Source organism: Serratia montpellierensis (assembly GCF_020858655.1).
In the GTDB taxonomy this organism is placed as follows: Bacteria; Pseudomonadota; Gammaproteobacteria; order Enterobacterales; family Enterobacteriaceae; genus Serratia; species Serratia montpellierensis.
Genome location: NZ_VOSN01000013.1, coordinates 972,413 through 990,812, shown reverse-complemented (window position 1 = coordinate 990,812; position 18,400 = coordinate 972,413). Strand labels below are relative to the sequence as shown.

Sequence of the window (18,400 nt, the reverse complement as noted above, 5' to 3'; positions counted from 1 at the left end):
GGGCTGGCGGGAGAGGCGTCGAGCACCTCCACCGACTGCGCGCGGTACAGGTTGGTGTGATGGCCGCCGCGCACATAAATCAGGGCGTCCGTCAGATGGTTGGCCGTTTTGTCGACGTGATTGGCGAGGATCATGCGGCCGTTGCCGCTGACGTTGAATTTGTCGGCCTGCAGGTGGCTCACGTCCAGCACCGACTGCGACTCTTGCTGCAGCTGATAAATATTGGCGTACGCCCAGGGCCTGCCATACAGCGACAGCAGCGTGACCGCGATCGCCAGCGGCACGGCCAGTATCAGCACCGCTTTGTACAGCCGCAGCGGGCTGGCGCCGGCGGCCAGCATGGCGGTGATCTCCGCATCGCTGTACAGCTGGCTCAGCGCCACCGCCACCGAGACATACAGCGCGACGGGCAATATCATCTCCAGCGCGATCAGCGATTTATAGAAAACCACCTCGGCCACCACCCGCAGCGCCAGCGTGCCGTTGGCGGCGTCGGTCAGGTAGCGCTGGGCGGAGTAGCTGGCGAACATAAAGATCAGAAACCCGGCGATCATCATCACCAGGCGTCGGATCTCAACCGTGATATAGCGTTCAATCAAAGACATGCGTCATCGGCTCCCGGCGGCGTGCGCGTCATGGCGTCTCCCGGTCGATCAGGGTGCGCAGCAGGGCGATCACCTGGTCAACTTCCTGCGGGGTGAGTGCGCCGTCCTTCGCCCACTGCACGCGCCCGGCCTTATCCAGCACCACGATGGTGGAGCTCTCCTCCGGCAGCCGCCAGGCCATGCGCCCCAGCCCGTCGCTGTCGACGATGAACTGCGCCCAGGGGTAATGCCGCTTGTTTTTCTCGATCTTGCCGCGCACGAAGAAGCCGGAGCCCGGTATCGCGTCGTCGGTGTTGACGATGGTGGTCGGCTGGAAGCGATCGCCCGGCAGGTTCGCGTCCTTGACGGCGTTGATCAGCAACGAGTTCTTCTTTTTGGCGGAGGTGCGCCCGGCGATGTACTGGATCACCCGCACCTTGCCCGCCAGTTTTGCGCTGTTCCACGGCCGGTAGCTGAAATCGCCGTTGCGCAGCAGCAGCTCGCCGCGATCGGCGATGGCTATTGGCGCCACCGGCCGGCCATGCACGAAGTTATGCGCAGATGCCGCCAGCGGCGACAGCAGCAAGGCGAGGGTCAGCAAGCGGCGTAACGTCATCATGGCTCCGCGCAACCCGGTTATCTGCCCGCCGCGATGGCCGGCTGGGAATACGACAGCGGAAAGCGCGCCAGCAGCAGCTCCAGGCGCTGGCGGATGTCGATATCCAGGATCGCCGGCCTATCATAGATATCGCCGCCGGCCAGCTTGTCCGCCACCATCACGTCGTGTCGGTCGCCCATCAGGCCGTTAATCGCCGCCAGGAAGCGCGAGATCTGCCGGGCCTCGCGGTTGTCGGGATCGATCGATCTCAGCGTGTCGTAAAACGACACCTGGCGGCTGACGATTTTGCGCACGTCGTGGAACTGATGCCCGGTCAGCGCCGGGCTGGCGATCAGCGTCTGCAGCTGGCGCATCTGCTCCTGGCGGTAGGTGATAAAGCCCTGTGCGCTTTCCAGCCGGGTGTGGCGCAGCGCATAGCGCACCGATGACCACACCGGCTTGCTGAGCAGCAGCCGCAGCAGGTTGCCGTACAGCGTCAGGTTCTTCTGGTTGCCGTTGCGAAACGCGTCCTGAAAATGGCCGAGCACCACGGTGGTGATGTGGAACAGGCGGTTGGCGCGATGGGGCGCGCCGTACAGCTGCTGGGCGAAGCGCAGGTGCTTATAGCGGGCGCGGATATATTTGTAGCGCATGCGGGTAGCCGCCGCCAACTGCGGGTCTTGCAGGAAACCGTTCACCAACTGCAGCAGCTCGCAGCGGGAAAAGCCGTCTTCCCAAAACTGCAGGCACAGCGCGTAGTTGTCCCGAATGCTCTCGGGAGAGCATTCCAGATCGATCTGCTGTGGGAGGCTGATATTCGCCTCAACCAGGTCGTCCTCTTCCACCGCGACAAACAGCGCCTGGGTGGTTTCAGCGGAGAACTTCTTCCAATTCGTGTTAGCGGTCATTGATTACTCTCTTTGGGCACATTCAGCCCCAACATAAAGCGATTGCGGTAGGCGCCGATCGTCGGTATCAGGGATAACAGAACGTCTAAACATTGCCCCAGTAAATAAGCGAAGGCGGCGCCCTGCACGCCGAAGGCATACGCCATCGACACCAGCAGCGCAATGTAGGCCGCCGAGGCCGTCGCCTGCGCGATCAGGAAAGCGCGCTGCTTGCCTGCCATAAACAATAAGGACTCCTGCGGGAAGCCCATCATGGAAACGATGATCGCGCCCAGCATGATTTGAATCAGGTCATAGGCTTCCAGATATTGCTGCCCGAACACCGCGGAAATAAGCGGCTTGCCCACCAGTAGCATCAACACCGCGACGGCCAGGCCGATGCCGCCGGCCAACAGCGAGGAGCGCAGGCCCAGCAGCCACGGGGTCTTGGTGCGCGGATCCAGGCGCATGATCTCGGGATAGAAGCTTTTCTCCAGCAGCTTGGCCGGGGTGCCCGTCGCATCGAAGAAGGTCATGGCGATCTTGAACAGCCCGGCGGCGGCCGGCCCGAGCACCACGCCTACCAGCACGGTGGTGCAGGAGTTGCGCGCGGCCCAGATGGTATGGGCGATGTTGGTGGTCCAGACGAAGTTCCAGGCGCCCTCAATGCGGCGCGCGACGTTGAACAGGCGCGGCCTCAGCGCGCCGTGGATATCGCGGCGGCGCAGTTCGCGCGCGGTGAACCACCAAAACAGCGTGCCGCCGATCAGGTTAGAGGCGTACCAGGTGACGATAAAGCCGGGGAACCCCAGATCGAAATAATAGGAGATGACGCTGCCCACCGCCTGCAGGAATGGCTTGATCGCCTGCTGGATGGCGATGAGATCGAAGCGGTTGAAGGCGCGCAGCACGCCGGTCGGCGTGGACGAGGTCATCGACGGGATCAGGGTGCAGTACAGCATGGCGAGCCAGAAGCTTTCGCTGTCCAGCCCCAGGGCGTGAGACAAGAACGGCAGCATGATCATGCCGCCCAGCACGGCGATGACGCCGCTGGCGATATCCAGCCCGAAGGAGAAGGCGACGACGTCGCGGAAGCGCCCGGTGTTTTGATGCTCCAGCGCCGGGGTACCGAATTGCACCACAAACTGCCAGGTCTGGAATTTGATGAAATCGCTGACCGCTTTGGTATAGGCCTGGATCACCACCAGCACGCCGAACATTTCAGGTGACATGCCTTTACCGGCGCAGGAGAGCGCCAGCAGGCCAAGCAGCGCGCTGGCGACGCTGCCGGAGCCTAAGTAGGCGGCATTACGTAAAATGGAGCGAAACGCGCCATCGGAAAACCACCGTTTCATAACCCAAACCAGCCGTTATCGTTATTTTTCTGCATCTTGTGTTCCGCTGTTATGCGCTTTCCCTGTATGCGTTTAATAAACCTGAGTTTCTTTGCCGGCGTTTTCGCCGGGTTGCCCGATGTCGCTCTGTGGGCGCTTCGCGGGGTTCACCACGGCGGAAATGGCGTTGAGCGCGTTGCTCAGCACCTCGTCGTAAGGGGCTCTGGCGTCCAGCTCGATGATGCGCGTGCCGTTGTATTGCAGGCGCACCATGGCGGAAATCTTGTCTTTCAGCTCTTCATAGCTGTGATCGGGCTTGCGCGAAAACGCCGTATCGACGTCGATATCAAGGCGAATGATCAACTCCGGCCGATAGACGGCCATGCGTTGATATAAACGGCGTTCGCGCGCCGCCAGGCGGCTCAATAACCAGCCTTTTGCGCGTTCTACGCCGATGCCGGGCCCATCGTAGTAAAAACCTGAAATTTCCGCCTGCGGGTAGCGATCGCTGATCACCAGCACGCCGCTCTGCGCCAGCTGCCGCACCTTGCGCAGGTTGGCAGCGCGCCACAGCGAAAAGCCGTACATGATCAGCGCCGCCCACAGCGCCGGCGGCCTGTTGCTCATGCGCTGGGTTTTATCGGATTTGGCCGCCAGGCGCCGTTCCAGCCATACGCCGATGAACGGCAACTTCTTGATTTTGTCGCCGTCTTCGCCGGAGATCAGCCCCAAATAGCGCCGCTCCGTGGGGCGATGTTGCTGCAGATTTTTCACCAGATCGGCGGTCAGCGTGGACTTGCCCGTGCCGTCGCTGCCCACTACGGCAATCAGCCCGGTGATGCAGGCGGAAGAGGTATCCTGTTCGGCAGTGAGTTTATTTTTTTTCATCTGTTTCGGTACGAAAGGGTTATTTGTCGGCTAGGCATTGGCGGCCCTCAGCGATATTTTAACGGCGCGCAGCGATTCATCGAAAATACGGTTGGCCGGCTCGCGGCCGTCTAAATCCAATATGTTAGCGCCGTTAAACGTCAGGTGCGGGATAACGGCGATCTTTTCACGCAACGCCGCCAGCGAGTGGTCGGGTTTGCGTGAATAGGCCGTTTGCTCGTCAATATCCAGCCGAATTAATAATAAGGGCTGATAAGACGCCATCCACTGGTACAGGTGTTGTTCGCGCTTTCTCAGCCAGCGTACCCAGCGATTACCGCCGGCGGTTTTTGCCAGCTGCGGGCCATCAAAACGAAATCCCGCCACTTCGGCCTGCGGATAACGATCGGTAATCAGCAATGCGCCACGGCGACTTTTCTTCAGCATGCGGCGGAATTTATAAACGCGCCAATAGGAGAGTAAGAAAATCACCAGCGCCGTGGCATTATCCGGCGGCGTGGAAGGGCGATCGTGCACGCGCTCCGACTTCTTCAGCAAATAACGCCCGAAGGGGGCGCCAATAATCGGCAGCGAACTGATCCATTCACCGATACGCCCGGAAGACTGGCCGAGATAAAGCAGTTCGGCAGGTTCTTTTGCCGATAAGGCGTTGACCAGGCTGGCGGCCAAGGTGGATTTTCCCGAGCCGTCACAGCCGGTTATCGCTATGACGCGCACGGGCGAGCGATCAGACGAAGGTCTTATCTGCTGACTCACAATAATTGATCCAATGCGAAAAAAACTATTGTATTCCAATACGCCTTGGGTTCAAGATATTTATTGTGCTTTGCTGCGATAAAATAATGATGGCTGTATTTCTTTTCGTTATTTGAATTGATATTTATGGCGCTCGTTCTTGTTATTTTGTGCTAATTGGCTGTGCGTGTGCCGGTTTCGCTTTTTATGTTAATTCCGGCATGTGGCACGGCGAAAAAAGAGCAGAGGTTTTCAATTTTCGCTTAATCTTTTGTGCTGTTTGATGCGGCGTTGAGTGATATTTCGCTTCAAGCCTGGCACGCCATTTCTGGTGTATTGAAAGAGAGTCTGATTATGAGTGCAAAACTTCCGCCGCTGATTGCGGTTATCGGCAGCGACGGATCGGGTAAGTCCACCGTTTGTGAACATCTGATCGCGTATGTGAAACATTATGGCCCGGCGGTGCAGGTGCATCTGGGCAAACAGGCGGGCAACGTCGGGCGCGCGGCGGCGAAACTGCCGCTGCTCGGGCGCTCGGTGGGCAAGGCTATCGAGAGCAATACCAAAAAAGTCAAAACGAAAAAATCCCGGATCGGCCTGTTGCCGTCGGCGGTGATCATCGCCTTCGTCGGGCGGCGGCTGCTACGGTTTCGCCGCATGCTGGCGTATCGTCGGCAAGGGCTCATCGTGTTGACCGACCGTTTTCCGCAGGCGCAAATCCCCGGCGCTTACGACGGTACGGTTTTTCCCGTCGACGTTGAAGGGAGCCGTTTCGTCCGTTGGCTGGCGGCGCGCGAGCGGGCGGCGTTCCAATGGATGGCGGGGCAAAAACCGGATCTGGTGCTCAAGCTGAATGTCAGTCTGGACGTGGCCTGCGCGCGCAAACCCGATCACCGCAAAGCGGCGCTGGAGAAGAAGATCGCCGTCACGCCGTTATTGACGTTCGAAGGCGCCGACATCGTGGATCTCGATGCCGATCGGCCGATCGAGGAGGTGCTTTCGGCGGCGGAAAAAGCCATCGCGGAATTTATGGCGGCGCAGGGCTATCGCTATTCGGCTGATGGGGCATCAACGGCTGCGCACTGAGGCGCGCAGCGATTCGGAAGGGCGGTGATGCCATTTTCGGCACCGCCGCCGCGGCCGAGAGAGAAAAGCTTTATTTTTTCAGCGCCGCAAAGGCGCGCACGATGGCGTCGATCTCTTCATCGCTTTGCGCGGCATTGACGCTGCAGCGCAACAGGGTGACGCCCGCCGGCGCGGCCGGTGGCAGCACCAGGTTTACATATACGCCGTGGACGATCAGCTCGCGCCAGAAACGCAATCCTTCTTCCTTCGAACCGATCATCACCGGCACCACCGGGCTGATGCGCGGGCCCAGGGTATACCCCAGTTCGGCGAGGCCGTGGTACAGACGGTGCGCGTTGCTCCACAGCTTTTCCCGCAGCTCGGGATGGCGCGCGATTTTTTGCAGCGCCGTGCGCACCGACGCGATGCTGGACGGCGACGGCGAAGCGGTAAAGATATACGGCCGGCTGCTGTAGCGCAGCACGTCCATCCCCTTGCCACCGACGGCGAAACCGCCGATCGAAGCCAGGCTTTTGCTGAAGGTGCCCAGGATAATATCCACGTCTTGCTCGACGCCCAGCGCTTCGGCCAGGCCGCGGCCGTGCTCGCCCATCACGCCGAAGGAGTGCGCTTCGTCGACCAGCAGATACCCGCCCAGCCGCCGCTTGATGTCGACGATTTCCACCAGCGGGGCGACGTCGCCCAGCATGCTGTAGATGCCTTCCACGATAATGATCGCCTCGCGGGCGCGTTCGCCCAGGCGCACCATGCGGCGCTCCAGATCGGCGGCGTCATTGTGGCGGAAGCGAATAATCTCCGCGCCGCCGAGGGCGCAGGCGTCGTAAATGCTCGCGTGGCTGTCCGCGTCGATCAACACCACGGAGCCCGGTCCCGCCAGCGTGCTGATGACGCCCAGGTTGGCGGTATAGCCGGTGGAGAACACGATGGCGCTGGGGCGATCGAAGAATTCCGCCAGCTCCCGTTCCAGCGTCAGGTGCGATCCGTAGCTGCCGTTCGCCATGCGCGAGCCGGTGGTGCCGGTGCCGAGCGCCGCCAGGGCTGCCTGGCCGGCGGCGATCGCCTGCGCATCGAACGTCAGGCCAAGGTAGTTATTGGTACCGGCAAGGACAATCTTTTGATCGCCGATGCGGCCCTGGGTGGCGGAATAGACTTCGTCGATACAGGTGCCGAACGGATTCAGACCGGACGTTTGAAATTGTTCACGGTCATTGGCGAGCCGAGCAAACTTATCATACAGTCCCATGGCTTTTCTCCAGATAAGGGCGCAGCGCATCAAGCAGTTGCTCAGGCGTTCTGACATCAAGCAATATATTGATAGGAATGGAGATATCTAATTCATCTTCCAGCATCATCAGCAGATCCAAGACTCTGATGGATTCCAGGCCAAGATCATTGACGAGATCGCTATCAGGTTTTATTTCCACTCCGCCTTCGACGATACCTTGCAAACACGTCAGGATATAATCCATTACAGCATCGCGATTTAGCATAAGAATGTTGACACACCTCTATTTGGAATAATTAAAACAGCCCTTCACGCAGTGCGCGCTCCAAACTCACCTGTGGAAACCAATTAATCTGTTGCGACAGCGCGTGATTACTGGCGGACCAGTCGTGATGCGTTAATTCGCGTATTTTGCTGCGCGTCAGCATCGGCTCTTGTTTGACCAGGCGGTTCCACGCCACGCTGATATCCGCCAGGGCTTTCAGCAGCGGCAGCGGAATGCCCACCAGACGCACCGGCCCGTGCCGCACGGCGGCGCCGATGTCCCGCAGGCGCAGCCAGTTATAGCCTTCGGCCACGCCGTCGCACAGCTCGTAAATATTCGGCTGCGCGGGTTCGGCCTGCACCCATTGGCTGACCGCCTTTGCCAAATCGCTCACGTGCAGAAAAGAGAGCCTGGCGTCAGGCGCGCCCAGCCGGGGCAGTACGCCGCGCAGCAGACCGTTGAACAGCGGTTTCAGCTCTTTATCGCCGGGCCCGTAAACCGCCGTCGGGCGGAAAATCCCCAGCGCGATATCGCCGCTGGCGGCGATGAGTTGCTGTTCGGCGGCCTGTTTTGAATGGGCGTACCACGACAGCGCCGGATGGCGGGCCGCCAGCGACGACATGAACAGAAAGCGATGGCAGCGGCCGTTTTGCCTGGCCGCCTGCATCAAATTCAGGCTGCCGGTGACGTTGCAGCGGGTAAAAACCGTTTCCGCATGCCCGCGCACCTGGCCCGCACAATGCACCACGCATTCCGCGCCGCGCACCAGTTCGGTGAGCGAGGGCCGATCTTCCAACTCGCCGGGGATCCATTGCAGGTTGTCGGCGGCGGCTTTTCCGGCGCGCCGCGTCAGGGCGCGCACGCTAAATCCTTGCGCCAGCAGTTCCTGGACGATGTGCCGGCCGATAAAGCCGGTCGCGCCCGTCACCGCCACGGTGCCGCTCATTGCGCGAAACCGGCCAGCTGCGGCATTTGCGGGTAGAGCGAAGCGCTCAGCCAGCGTTTTTTGGCCTCGGCACGGGCAGGTTTGCCCGACGACGTACGGGGAATGCTGTGCGGCGGCAGCAGCTCGATGTCCACCGCAATGCCGAACTCGCTTTGAATGCGCGCGCTCAGCGAATGCACGATTTGCTCCCGGCGTTCTTCCGAACTGACTCGGCACTGGATTTGCAAAATGATCCTGGCCGCTTCGTCGTGTTCTTCGGTCACGAAGGCGATCGCATCGCCGGAACGGATTTCCGGTTCGGATTCCGCGACGTACTCGATATCCTGCGGCCAGATATTGCGGCCGCGAATGATGATCAAATCCTTCTTGCGGCCGGTGACGTAGAGATAGCCGTCCAGCAGGTAGCCCAGATCGCCGGTATCCATCCAGCCGGTCACCTGAATTTGCTTCTGAGATTCATCGTCGCAGAAATAGCCGTTCATCAGGCTGGGGCCGGAAATCGTGATGTGGCCGACCTGGCGTTCCGGCAGCGGTTGCCCGGTTTCGCTGCGGATCTCGATGCGGTGGCCGGGCAGCGCTCGGCCGCAGTTGACGAAGGTCGAGACGGCGCGGGTCTTCTTGCCGGGCGCGACCGCCTTACCCTCGTACTCCAAAATATCGCGGTCGACGGCGTTGGTTTGCGGGCCGGAGCAAGGGTCGGAAAAACTGACCGCCAGAGTGTTCTCGGCCAGGCCGTAGCAGGGCATGAAGGCTTTACTGTCGAAGTTGATGCTGCTGAAGTGGTCGCCGAACTGGCCGAGCAGCTCGGCCGGGATCGGCTCGGCGCCCACGCCCGCGACCCGCCAGCTGGAGAGATCCAGATCGGCCAGCTCTTTGGCGTTGCTGCGGCGCAGACACAGATCGTAGCCGAACGGCGGGGCGACGGAGACCGTGCCGCGATTCTTGGCGATCAGTTTCAGCCACTGCATCGGACGCATGGCGAAATCTTGCGTGCGCAGGTAATCGACGGACAGCTGGGTCGCTACCGGGGTCAGCAGGAAACCGACCAGGCCCATATCGTGATAGAAGGGCAGCCAGGAGACGCAGCGGTCGCCCGCGCGCAGCTTGATGCCGTCGCGACTGATCGCGTTCAGGTTCGCCATGGCCGCCCGCTGGGTAATGATCACGCCGCGCGGGAAGCGGGTGCTGCCCGAGGTGTATTGCAGATAGGCGATGTCGTCGGGCGAGGGCGCCGGCAACGCGATTTCCGGCTCCGGCAAGGCGTTAAAATCCTCGTCGCTGAGGATGTGCAGCGACGGCGCCTTTTCCGTGGCCGACGCGATCAGCGGCGTCCATTCTTCGCTGCTGATGATTGCCGCGGGGTTGCAGCTGGCAATCAGCCCCTTCAGCTTGGCGGTGTAAGAGTCGCGCTGGCCCACGCCCATCGGGATCGCCAACGGCACCGCCACCAGGCCGGCATATTGGCAGGCGAAAAAGGCTTCAACGAATCCCGCGCTGGTTTCAGCGATCAGCGCCACGCGATCGCCTTTCTTGAGCTTCAGGGACAATAAACGCCGCGCGCCCGAGATCGCTTTTTGCTGCAGCGTGCGATATTCGAGAACGGTCACGAGTTGATTGCGACGGTCGTAAAAATTCATTCCCGTATTACCGAGTGCCGCGTAATCCAACGCGTCCACTAAAGTGGGGAAGTCCGCATAGCGCATGGGAAGAGAATGAACGGAACTTGTTTCAGACATAGACAAACTTAGCCATAGATTAAAAATCACCAAAAGAGATAAATCACTCTTGGCGAGGTAATTGATGTTTTACTATGAATAGGTTTCGAATAAGTTTGTTATTCAACCATCTTCATTCCGCGAAAAGCGTATATTGTCGTGCTTGAGTAGCACGCAGGTTATTAACCGGATAGCGCGTTATTGACTCGCGTTATCAGCCTTGAACAGCGCCCTGGAGATATACGAGAGGCTAGGGTAATACCCGGGTTTTGCCGTTCTTTCATCTGCATATGTTGAGCAGGAAATAACTGTCGGCTCATAGGTTATGACCTCATGCATGGCAATCTTGGAACTTAAACACTTCCTAAACAGTATGCCGCAAGAAATCAAAAAGTGAATGCCTGATTTAACCTGAATCTTAAAAAGAGCATTAAGTGGTAAAAATGGCGGCGCACCTCCTGATTAAAGTCGGTACACTAAAAGCGGCGGGTTTCTTTTGCCTGAACAGCACGAAATAATAAAAGAGCATCATTAGCGTAGCATGCCTGCGCCGCTTTTTGTTTTTCTTTTTTGAGCAATCACGAAAATCACAGGGTGAATGTCGGGCCAATAATGCGCTGATTCACAGGGGGTAATATTCGGTTTTTCTTATCGTTAAATCGGAGGCAATACACTAATCCAATAAAAGAGAACAGCATAAAAAATGCTAAAGGCATTGTCGCGCGCATAGTTAATTATTTTATTAAAACCTAAGGCTATTTATGATCCGTGTTGAGAAAGTTCTGGATAAACGCGAGCTTAAAGAATTTATTGCTTTCCCCTCGTTACTGTTTCGCGATGATCCGAACTGGATTGAGCCGCTGTATTTAGAGCGCGAAGAGCACCTGTCAAAGAAGAATCCCGGCACCGACCATATCGAATGGCAGGCGTGGGTGGCCAAAAAACAGGGGAGGGTCGTTGGGCGCATCACCGCACAAATTGATTCCTTGCACCGCGAGCTGCACGGCGAGGATACCGGCCACTTCGGCATGATTGATGCCGTTGACGATCCTGCCGTGTTCAGCGCGTTATTCACGGTAGCGGAGGAGTGGTTGAGGGCGAAAGGCGCGCGCAAAATCACCGGGCCGTTCAGCCTCAATATCAATCAGGAAAGCGGCCTGTTGGTCGAAGGGTTCGACACCCCGCCGTCGGCGCTGATGACGCACGCCAAGCCTTATTACGCGCCCCAGATAGCGCAGCAGGGTTATACCGAAGGCATTGATTTACTTGCCTATTGGATGAAGAGAACCGACCTGCACTTTTCGCCGTCGTTAACCCGGATGATGGACCAGGTACGCAAAAAGGTGACCGTTCGCCGCCTCAACCGCAAGCGCTTTCGCGAGGAGATGCAGGTGCTGCGCGAGGTGTTCAATTCCGGATGGCAGCATAACTGGGGGTTTGTCCCGTTCACCGAGCACGAGTTCGCCACCATGGGGGATCAGCTGAAGTTCCTGGTGCCCGACGATATGATCCATATCGCCGAGGTGGATGGCGCACCCTGCGCCTTTATCGTCGGCTTGCCGAACATTAACGAAGCCATTGCCGATCTGCAGGGGCGGCTATTGCCGTTCGGCTGGGCGAAGTTATTGTGGCGGCTGAAGGTCAGCGGCGTGCGCACCGCGCGCGTGCCGTTGATGGGCGTGCGCCAGGAATATCAATTCAGCCGCATCGGGCCGATTATTGCGCTGCTGCTGATTGAGGCGCTGCGCGAGCCTTTCGCCAAGCGCAATATCGACGCGCTGGAAATGTCGTGGATCCTGGAAACCAATACCGGCATGCGGACGATTTTAGAACGCATCGGGGCGGTCCCTTATAAGCGCTACCGCTTGTACGAGAAAACGCTTTAACCGGCTGATAACGTATCGTCTTTTAACGTCCTCAGGATAATCATCCCGCCGGGGCATTTTTCTCGCTGGTCGCTTCACGGTTGTGCGGGCGCCGCGTAAGCGAATGAAGCCTCTCCTGAGGGCGAACGGTTAAGGTCTTTAATTAATAAACCCGAGATAAATTCACGGCTCGTGATTTATTTGAAGGGGTGTCGTCATGTTGATGAGAGCAGAAGGTATGCCTGAAAAAAAGAAAAAGGGAATAAGCCGATTAACGTATAGCATAAGGAATTCCTGGGCCGGTGTTATTGATGCCGTGCTGACCGAAGATGCGTTTCGCCAATTATTGGTTATTAACGCCATTTTACTGGTTGTTACATTTGCTTTAGATATTACAAAAATGGAGCGACTGTTATTAATCATCTGCAGTTTTCTGCTATTGGTGGTAGAACTGCTTAATACGGCGATTGAAACCGTGGTCGATCGCATTTCGCTGGAATTGCATCCGTTATCCAAACGCGCCAAAGATCTGGGCGGCGCAGCGCAGCTGGTGGCCGTGGTGCTGACCATTGTGGTTTGGGCAACGGTGCTGCTGGGGCGATAGGGGCTTTGGTGGCTCAACCACCAAGCCGGTTACCGTAGCGATATCGGCGGTTATCATCGTTGTTTTTCGTCTTTTGCCCTTTCAGCAAGGAGAGTTGGCCGTTATGCCCGTGAATTTTGATCTCAACGATCTCTATGCGTTTCGCGCGCTGGTGGAGTACGGCAATTTTCGGCTGGCCGCAGAGTCTATCTGCCTGTCGCAATCGGCGCTGAGCCGCAGGATTGAGAAGCTGGAAAACGCGCTGGGCATCAAACTGTTCGATCGCACCACCCGGCGCGTGACTTTGACGCTGTACGGGCAGGCCTTTGCCGAACGTTCGGATCAGCTGCTGATGAACGTCGAAGCGGTGATGGCCGATATCGATAAGGTCAGCCAAGAGCGGGTGGGGTTGATCACCGTCGCCACGGTGCCGTCGGCGGCCTACTATTTCATGCCCGACGTGATACGCCGTTTCCGGCTTCGCTATCCCCGCGTGCGCGTTAAGTTGATCGACGGCAGCGCCGGCAATGTCATCGAGGCGGTCACCGGCGGCCAGGCCGATTTTGGCATCTGCTTCGCCGGGCGGCTGCAGCCTAATCTTGAGTTTGTGCCGTTGGTGGGGGACGTCTACGTGGCCGCCTGTCGGCGCGACCACCCGCTCGCCGGTAAAAAGAGCTTTACCTGGCGGGAATTTTATCAGCAGGACTACGTGTCGCTGGATAAAACCTCCGGCAATCGTAATCTGCTCGATCAACGCCTGGAACACCTCGTGCCGGAACGCCCCAGCGTGTGCGAAACTCGCCATGTGACGACCATGCTGGGCATGGTTGAGGCGGGCATCGGCATTGCCGCCGTGCCCGCCATGTCGATGCCTGCTTCAGAGCATTCGGTGCTGACGTCGGTGCCGCTGGTCGATCCGGTGGTGAAACGCACCGTGGGCCTCATCAGACGCGGCGGCCGCATGCAGTCTTTCGTCGCCGCCGAGCTGGAAAAGCTGATTACTGAACGGTATCACTCTGCTTGACCGGCTGCTGTGCCGGCACGGTTCGCATACCGGTCGCGCGAATGGTCGGCTGCGCCTGAGAGGACGCGAGGAAGTCCAGCAGCGCTTTGCCTTCGCGGCGGTGCTCCGCCTTGGCGGTCACCGCGCCGGCGAAGCGGGTGATGTACTGCACGTTTTCCGGCAGCTCGCCGATAAAGGTGACGCCCGCCACGGGCAGCAATTCGCTGACCTGCTGGAAGCCCAGCGCGTATTTCCCTTGCGCCACTTCAGAGGCCACCGGGATGCGCTCAATCTTATGCGCCTTTCCTTTCACCTGTTCCTCGATGCCCAGCTTTTTGAACAGTTGGCCGCTGACGTAGCGGCCGCTGGCACTGTCGGAATAGGCGAAAGAGTCGGCTTGCAGCAAAACATTGCGCAGCTCGGCATCCGTTTTTATCGCCGGTTTGGGCGCGCCCTGTTTCACCACCATGCCGATCGGCGAATCGGCCAGCTCCACGCGTGAGCCCGGCTGGGTCCAGCCACTTTTGTCCAGTTGGGACAGCGCGTCGCCTACCATGATCACCACATCGGCTTTCTCTCCGCGCGCCAGCCGCGCGGGGATCGCCTGCGGCGTTTTCCCCATGGAGGGGCCGGACACCAGAATGATGTTATCGCCGCTTTGGGCTTCATATTCCGGGGCCAGCTTCTCCAGCGCGGCTTTGAAGCCGCCGGAGATCATCACGGTCACGTCTTTGGCCAGTGCCGCCGTACTGAAGGAGGCGCACACCAGCGTGGCGAGGATCGAACGAGTGAGTTTCTGCATGACATGATTCCCTATTGCGATTACGGGTTAGCGTGCGGTTTGCAGCGGTATGGCGATGCGGCGATACAGATACAGCGTCGCCAGCAAGGCGCACAGCGCGGCGAAGCTCATCCAGTAGCCCGGTGAAGCCTTATCGCCGGTGTATTCGATCAGGGCAGTGGAGATCACCGGCGTAAAGCCGCCGAACACCGCCGTCGCTAGGCTGTAGGCCAGCGAGAAGCCGGCGACCCGCACTTCTGTTGGCATGATCTCGGTTAAGGCCGGGATCATCGCGCCGTTGTAGAGGCCGTAAATGAAGGACAGCCACAGCAGCACGGCCAGCATCATGCTGAAGCTGGGGGCGGCGGCGAGCAGGCTCAGCGCCGGGTAGGCGGTGGCCAGCGTCAGCAGCGCCATGGTGACCAGCACCGGTTTGCGGCCGAAACGGTCCGACAGCGCGCCGCCGATGGGCAGCCAGATGAAGTTGGAGATCGCCACCAGCAGAGTGACCAGCAAGCTGTCGGAAGCGCTGAGCAACAGCACCTTTTTGCCGAAGGTCGGCGCATAGACGGTGATCAGGTAAAACGCGGTGGTGGTCATGGCGACCATCAGCATGCCGGCGATCACCACCGGCCAGTTTTTCAGCAGGGTTTTAAACACGTCGTGCATCGCCAGGTGGTGACGTCGGGCGGTAAATTCCTGCGTCTCTTCCAGCTTGCGGCGCAGGAGGAAGATGGAGGGAACGATCAGGCAGCCGAACAGGAAAGGCAGGCGCCAGCCCCATTCGCGAATGGCGCTTTCTTCCAGTGCCGCATTGAGCGCGAAGCCCATGGCCGCCGCCACCATGATAGCCACCTGTTGGCTGCCGGACTGCCAACTGGTGTAGAAGCCCTTACGGCCCGGCGTGGCGATCTCGGCCAGATAGACGGACACGCCGCCCAGCTCCGCGCCCGCCGAGAAGCCTTGCAACAGGCGTCCGCACAGCACCAGCAGCGGCGCCCAAAGCCCGATGCTCTGGTAAGAGGGGATCAATACGATCAGGAAGGTGCCCGTAGCCATAATCGACAGGGTCACGATCAGCCCTTTGCGGCGGCCGACTTTATCGATGTAAGCGCCCAGCACGATGGCGCCAATGGGGCGCATCAGAAAACCGGCGCCGAATACCGCGAAGGTCATCATCAGCGAGGCAAATTCGCTGCTGGCCGGGAAAAAGGTGTGTGCGATGTAGGTGGCGTAAAAGCCGAACAGAAAGAAGTCGAACTGTTCCAGAAAGTTGCCGGAGGTGACGCGCAGGATCGCGCCGGATCTGGCCCGGATGGTCATGGGTGAGGAAGAGGAATGCATCTTTATCTCCAGTTTGCTATTGGCGCCTGACGCCGCGCCTGTTGCTGAAGATTCGCTCAGGAAAATAAAGTAAATAAGCGCAATAAACACATGACGCGATGCGTGTGGCGCATCAATCGGCGTTAACAATGTTGCCTAACCCGATGTAACGTGGCGTTAACAAGTTTGTCGCTCATCGCCCGCTGCGCAGAACGCCGAAAACGTTATGCGCTTTTTGTGACAGGGTTCATAAAGGGGCGGCGGGGAAGCGCCCCGTGCCTTGTGCTGTAAGCGCTAACGGCAGAAAGGCACCAAGCCCGCTCAGGATCTCCGGAGCGGGCTTTGTGCACCAGGGCTCCTTTGACACAAGCAGGCGGCCATGAAAGCAAAGAGGCTCAAGACGGGCAGGCTTTATGGGCGCTTCCGTTTGGGCCAGATAGCGTTAAGCAGGTCACCCGTCGTACCTTCGCGATAAACCATCCCCTTGCTCAAAGCTGAAACGATACGACTTATGTTGATGAATCGCTCATTTAACGTGCAAAAAATTAATGAATTTCATTAAAATTGCGATGATATTCGTATTTTTATCGCACTATTTAGTGAAATACTCACCCGGTGAAGTTCATCACATTTCTTTAACCTGCTTAACAGTAGATTTTTCTCGTTAATAGAAAATCGATTCAGCTAAAGGGGAAGGGAAATGAAGAAAACGTGGTTTATAGCGATGTTTTCGGCTCTGATTTCAGGGCAGGCTGCGGCGCAGAGTTGGGTGCTGACCAGCGCTGAAGATGGCGTGGAGGAAGGAAACTGGAAGATTTCGAGCGAGGCGCTGAAGGTGAAGGATAAAACGTTCAGCATTGAGCAGAAAGTGTTGCACGGCGGCAAGCAAGAAGGCAGCAAAGTCATCATTTTCCGCAGCCAGGATGGCCTGACCATCACGCTGAGCCCCACGCGCGGCATGAACCTCCTGCGGGCAGAAGGCTTTGGCGCGAAAATGGGATGGGATTCCCCGGTCAAAGAGGTGGTCAACCCCGCCTTTATCAACCTGGAAAGCCGCAATGGGCTCGGTTGGCTGGAAGGTTTCAATGAGATGATGGTGCGTTGTGGCTATGAGTGGACCGGTCATCCGGTGACCGAAGGAGGGCAAATTTACACGTTGCACGGTAAAGCGGGCAATACGCCGGCCTCGCGGGTTGAGGTTGAGGTAGCGGATACGGCGCCGTATGAAATTCGTATTCGCGGCCTGATCAAAGAGAGCACATTCAAAAAAGCCGATCTGCAAACCCTGACCGAATTGCGCTATGTGCCCGGCAGCAACAGTTTCAGCCTGCATGATGTGTTAACCAACCGGGCGGATTATCCCCATGACTACCAGATTATTTATCACAGCAATTTCGGCGCGCCGATTCTGGAAAATGGCGCCCGCTTCCTGGCGCCGATCGCCAGCATCAGCCCGTTTAACGACTATGCCAAAGCCGGGCTGAAGACCTGGGGAACCTATGCCGGTCCAACCAAAGGATTCGATGAAATGGTCTTTAACATTAAGCCATTATCGGATCCGAATCATCAAACGCTGGCGGCGCTGGTCAATAACGCGGGCGACAAAGGGGTGGCTATTCAGTTCGATACCCGCCAATTACCCGTCCTGACGCTGTGGAAGAATACCGATACGTTAAAACAGGGGTATGTGACGGGGATTGAGCCGGGCACCAGCTATGCCTACCCGGTCACTATTGAGCGCGAACAAAAACGCGTTAAGCAGCTGCAGCCTGGCGCCAGTGCGCAGTTTGATCTGACCTATACCTTGCTGCACAGCAAAGCGCAGGTGGCGGATCTGGAGAAGAAGATTGCGGATATTCAGGGCAAGGTAAAAATAGATGAGAATGCCGTGCCGATAGCCAAAGAGTAGCGCTGCCTGTCGGCGCATTCAGCGTTAAAGCAAAAGGCCCGCTTAAGTTTCCTTAAGCGGGCTTTTCTAAATATGGCTCCTCTGACTGGACTCGAACCAGTGACATACGGATTAACAGTCCGCCGTTCTACCGACTGAACTACAGAGGAATCGTGTGAACGGGGCGAATAATAGCGGGGCGCCTGGGGTTTGTCAAAGCGCTAAACTGCAAAAAAAGTGCGTTTGCTGAGGGAATGAGCACCTTGCGTTGTTTTTCGGCATTTTACATCGCCAGGCGGTGATGTTTGCCGCCGGTCTCGTTATCGCGTCGCTTGCACATGCCCTTGCACGGCGATGGTGCAGGGTCACTCTCGCTATCCTGCACCTTCCCATCTTAGCCGTACGGCTCACCCCCGTTATCCCCGCCACACGCCGTGCCGCAACTGATATGTAGGATGAATAAGCAAACAATATGTATTCGTCGTCACAATGGCTGGATTTTTGCTTACCCATTTTTGGGGAATGCGACTGCGCTCTCAAGAAAATTATTTTCCCCGTCTACACATAAAGTGAAAGTTCCGCGCCCCCGGGCGTTCCGCTATACCCGTCATACTTGACGCTGCCTCGGTGTTGGCTGCGAGCATTTACCCCGGTCACTGACCTTGAGTCAGCTCTCGGGGCTCATGCTCTTGCC

General features: G+C 58.1%; 16 protein-coding genes, 1 tRNA gene and 1 pseudogene. 5 read left to right on the top strand and 13 right to left on the bottom strand.

The features are described from left to right. The 6 genes and pseudogenes from FUU19_RS16450 to FUU19_RS16425 form a co-directional block, all read right to left on the bottom strand. Positions 1–605, bottom strand: a pseudogene (locus tag FUU19_RS16450) (LptF/LptG family permease); the annotation flags it as partial. A gap of 28 nt (positions 606–633) precedes the next feature. Then, positions 634–1,200, bottom strand: a complete 567-nt coding sequence (locus FUU19_RS16445; protein ID WP_043143070.1) for a YtfJ family protein — start codon at positions 1,198–1,200, stop codon at positions 634–636. Positions 1,201–1,220: 20 nt separating this feature from the next. Beyond that, positions 1,221–2,090, bottom strand: a complete 870-nt coding sequence (locus tag FUU19_RS16440) for a hypothetical protein (RefSeq protein ID WP_197833371.1) — start codon at positions 2,088–2,090, stop codon at positions 1,221–1,223. Then, positions 2,087–3,424, bottom strand: a complete 1,338-nt coding sequence (locus FUU19_RS16435) for a lipopolysaccharide biosynthesis protein (RefSeq protein WP_004935553.1) — start codon at positions 3,422–3,424, stop codon at positions 2,087–2,089. Before FUU19_RS16435 ends, FUU19_RS16440 begins: the two co-directional genes overlap by 4 nt. A gap of 72 nt (positions 3,425–3,496) precedes the next feature. Beyond that, positions 3,497–4,291 carry a nucleoside/nucleotide kinase family protein gene (locus FUU19_RS16430; RefSeq protein ID WP_141967766.1) on the bottom strand — a complete coding sequence of 265 codons (795 nt, stop codon included), beginning with the start codon at positions 4,289–4,291 and terminating at the stop codon, positions 3,497–3,499. A 30-nt stretch (positions 4,292–4,321) separates the two neighbouring features. Next, positions 4,322–5,047 (bottom strand): nucleoside/nucleotide kinase family protein, encoded by a 726-nt coding sequence (locus FUU19_RS16425; RefSeq protein WP_187322592.1) that lies wholly within the window; start codon positions 5,045–5,047, stop codon positions 4,322–4,324. Positions 5,048–5,380: 333 nt separating this feature from the next. Between FUU19_RS16425 and FUU19_RS16420 the strand changes: the two genes are divergently transcribed. Continuing rightward, positions 5,381–6,112: a nucleoside/nucleotide kinase family protein gene (locus FUU19_RS16420; RefSeq protein WP_197833372.1), complete on the top strand. Its 732-nt coding sequence runs from the start codon at positions 5,381–5,383 to the stop codon at positions 6,110–6,112. 70 nt (positions 6,113–6,182) lie between these two features. On the opposite strand, the gene spt is transcribed toward FUU19_RS16420, so the two are convergent. Genes spt through FUU19_RS16400 form a run of 4 tightly spaced genes read right to left on the bottom strand, consistent with a single transcriptional unit; the run spans position 6,183 to position 10,284 of the window. After that, positions 6,183–7,355 carry a serine palmitoyltransferase gene (gene spt, locus FUU19_RS16415; RefSeq protein ID WP_230507215.1) on the bottom strand — a complete coding sequence of 391 codons (1,173 nt, stop codon included), beginning with the start codon at positions 7,353–7,355 and terminating at the stop codon, positions 6,183–6,185. After that, the gene (locus tag FUU19_RS16410) at positions 7,342–7,602 is read right to left on the bottom strand and encodes an acyl carrier protein (RefSeq protein ID WP_019453571.1); all 261 of its coding nucleotides are present in this window, start codon (positions 7,600–7,602) and stop codon (positions 7,342–7,344) included. The genes spt and FUU19_RS16410 overlap by 14 nt, the downstream gene beginning before the upstream one ends. Before the next feature lie 31 nt (positions 7,603–7,633). Further along, positions 7,634–8,548 (bottom strand): NAD-dependent epimerase/dehydratase family protein, encoded by a 915-nt coding sequence (locus tag FUU19_RS16405; protein WP_197833373.1) that lies wholly within the window; start codon positions 8,546–8,548, stop codon positions 7,634–7,636. Then, positions 8,545–10,284 (bottom strand): fatty acyl-AMP ligase, encoded by a 1,740-nt coding sequence (locus tag FUU19_RS16400; protein ID WP_141967772.1) that lies wholly within the window; start codon positions 10,282–10,284, stop codon positions 8,545–8,547. The genes FUU19_RS16405 and FUU19_RS16400 overlap by 4 nt, the downstream gene beginning before the upstream one ends. Before the next feature lie 740 nt (positions 10,285–11,024). Between FUU19_RS16400 and FUU19_RS16395 the strand changes: the two genes are divergently transcribed. The 3 genes from FUU19_RS16395 to psrA all read left to right on the top strand — a co-directional run bounded on the left by FUU19_RS16395 (position 11,025) and on the right by psrA (position 13,735). Further along, positions 11,025–12,149, top strand: a complete 1,125-nt coding sequence (locus FUU19_RS16395) for an N-acetyltransferase (protein WP_197833374.1) — start codon at positions 11,025–11,027, stop codon at positions 12,147–12,149. A 196-nt stretch (positions 12,150–12,345) separates the two neighbouring features. After that, positions 12,346–12,732 (top strand): diacylglycerol kinase, encoded by a 387-nt coding sequence (locus tag FUU19_RS16390; RefSeq protein WP_230490714.1) that lies wholly within the window; start codon positions 12,346–12,348, stop codon positions 12,730–12,732. A 103-nt stretch (positions 12,733–12,835) separates the two neighbouring features. Beyond that, on the top strand, positions 12,836–13,735 hold the full coding sequence (gene psrA, locus FUU19_RS16385; protein ID WP_197833375.1) for an L-proline-binding transcription factor PsrA: 900 nt from the start codon (positions 12,836–12,838) through the stop codon (positions 13,733–13,735). Here psrA and FUU19_RS16380 read toward each other — a convergent pair. After that, entirely contained in the window at positions 13,710–14,516 is an 807-nt protein-coding gene (locus tag FUU19_RS16380) for a substrate-binding domain-containing protein (RefSeq protein WP_197833376.1), read from the bottom strand. The two genes, psrA and FUU19_RS16380, sit on opposite strands and share 26 nt — an antisense overlap. Positions 14,517–14,543: 27 nt before the next feature. After that, positions 14,544–15,839, bottom strand: coding sequence for an MFS transporter (tcuC, locus tag FUU19_RS16375; RefSeq protein ID WP_230490715.1), 1,296 nt, complete (start codon positions 15,837–15,839; stop codon positions 14,544–14,546). A gap of 679 nt (positions 15,840–16,518) precedes the next feature. Here tcuC and FUU19_RS16370 point away from each other — a divergent pair. Next, positions 16,519–17,727, top strand: a complete 1,209-nt coding sequence (locus tag FUU19_RS16370; RefSeq protein WP_230490716.1) for an aldose 1-epimerase family protein — start codon at positions 16,519–16,521, stop codon at positions 17,725–17,727. Between the two features lie 73 nt (positions 17,728–17,800). Here the strand turns inward: FUU19_RS16370 and FUU19_RS16365 are convergent. Then, positions 17,801–17,876, bottom strand: a tRNA-Asn gene (locus FUU19_RS16365). Between the last annotated feature and the right edge of the window lie 524 nt (positions 17,877–18,400).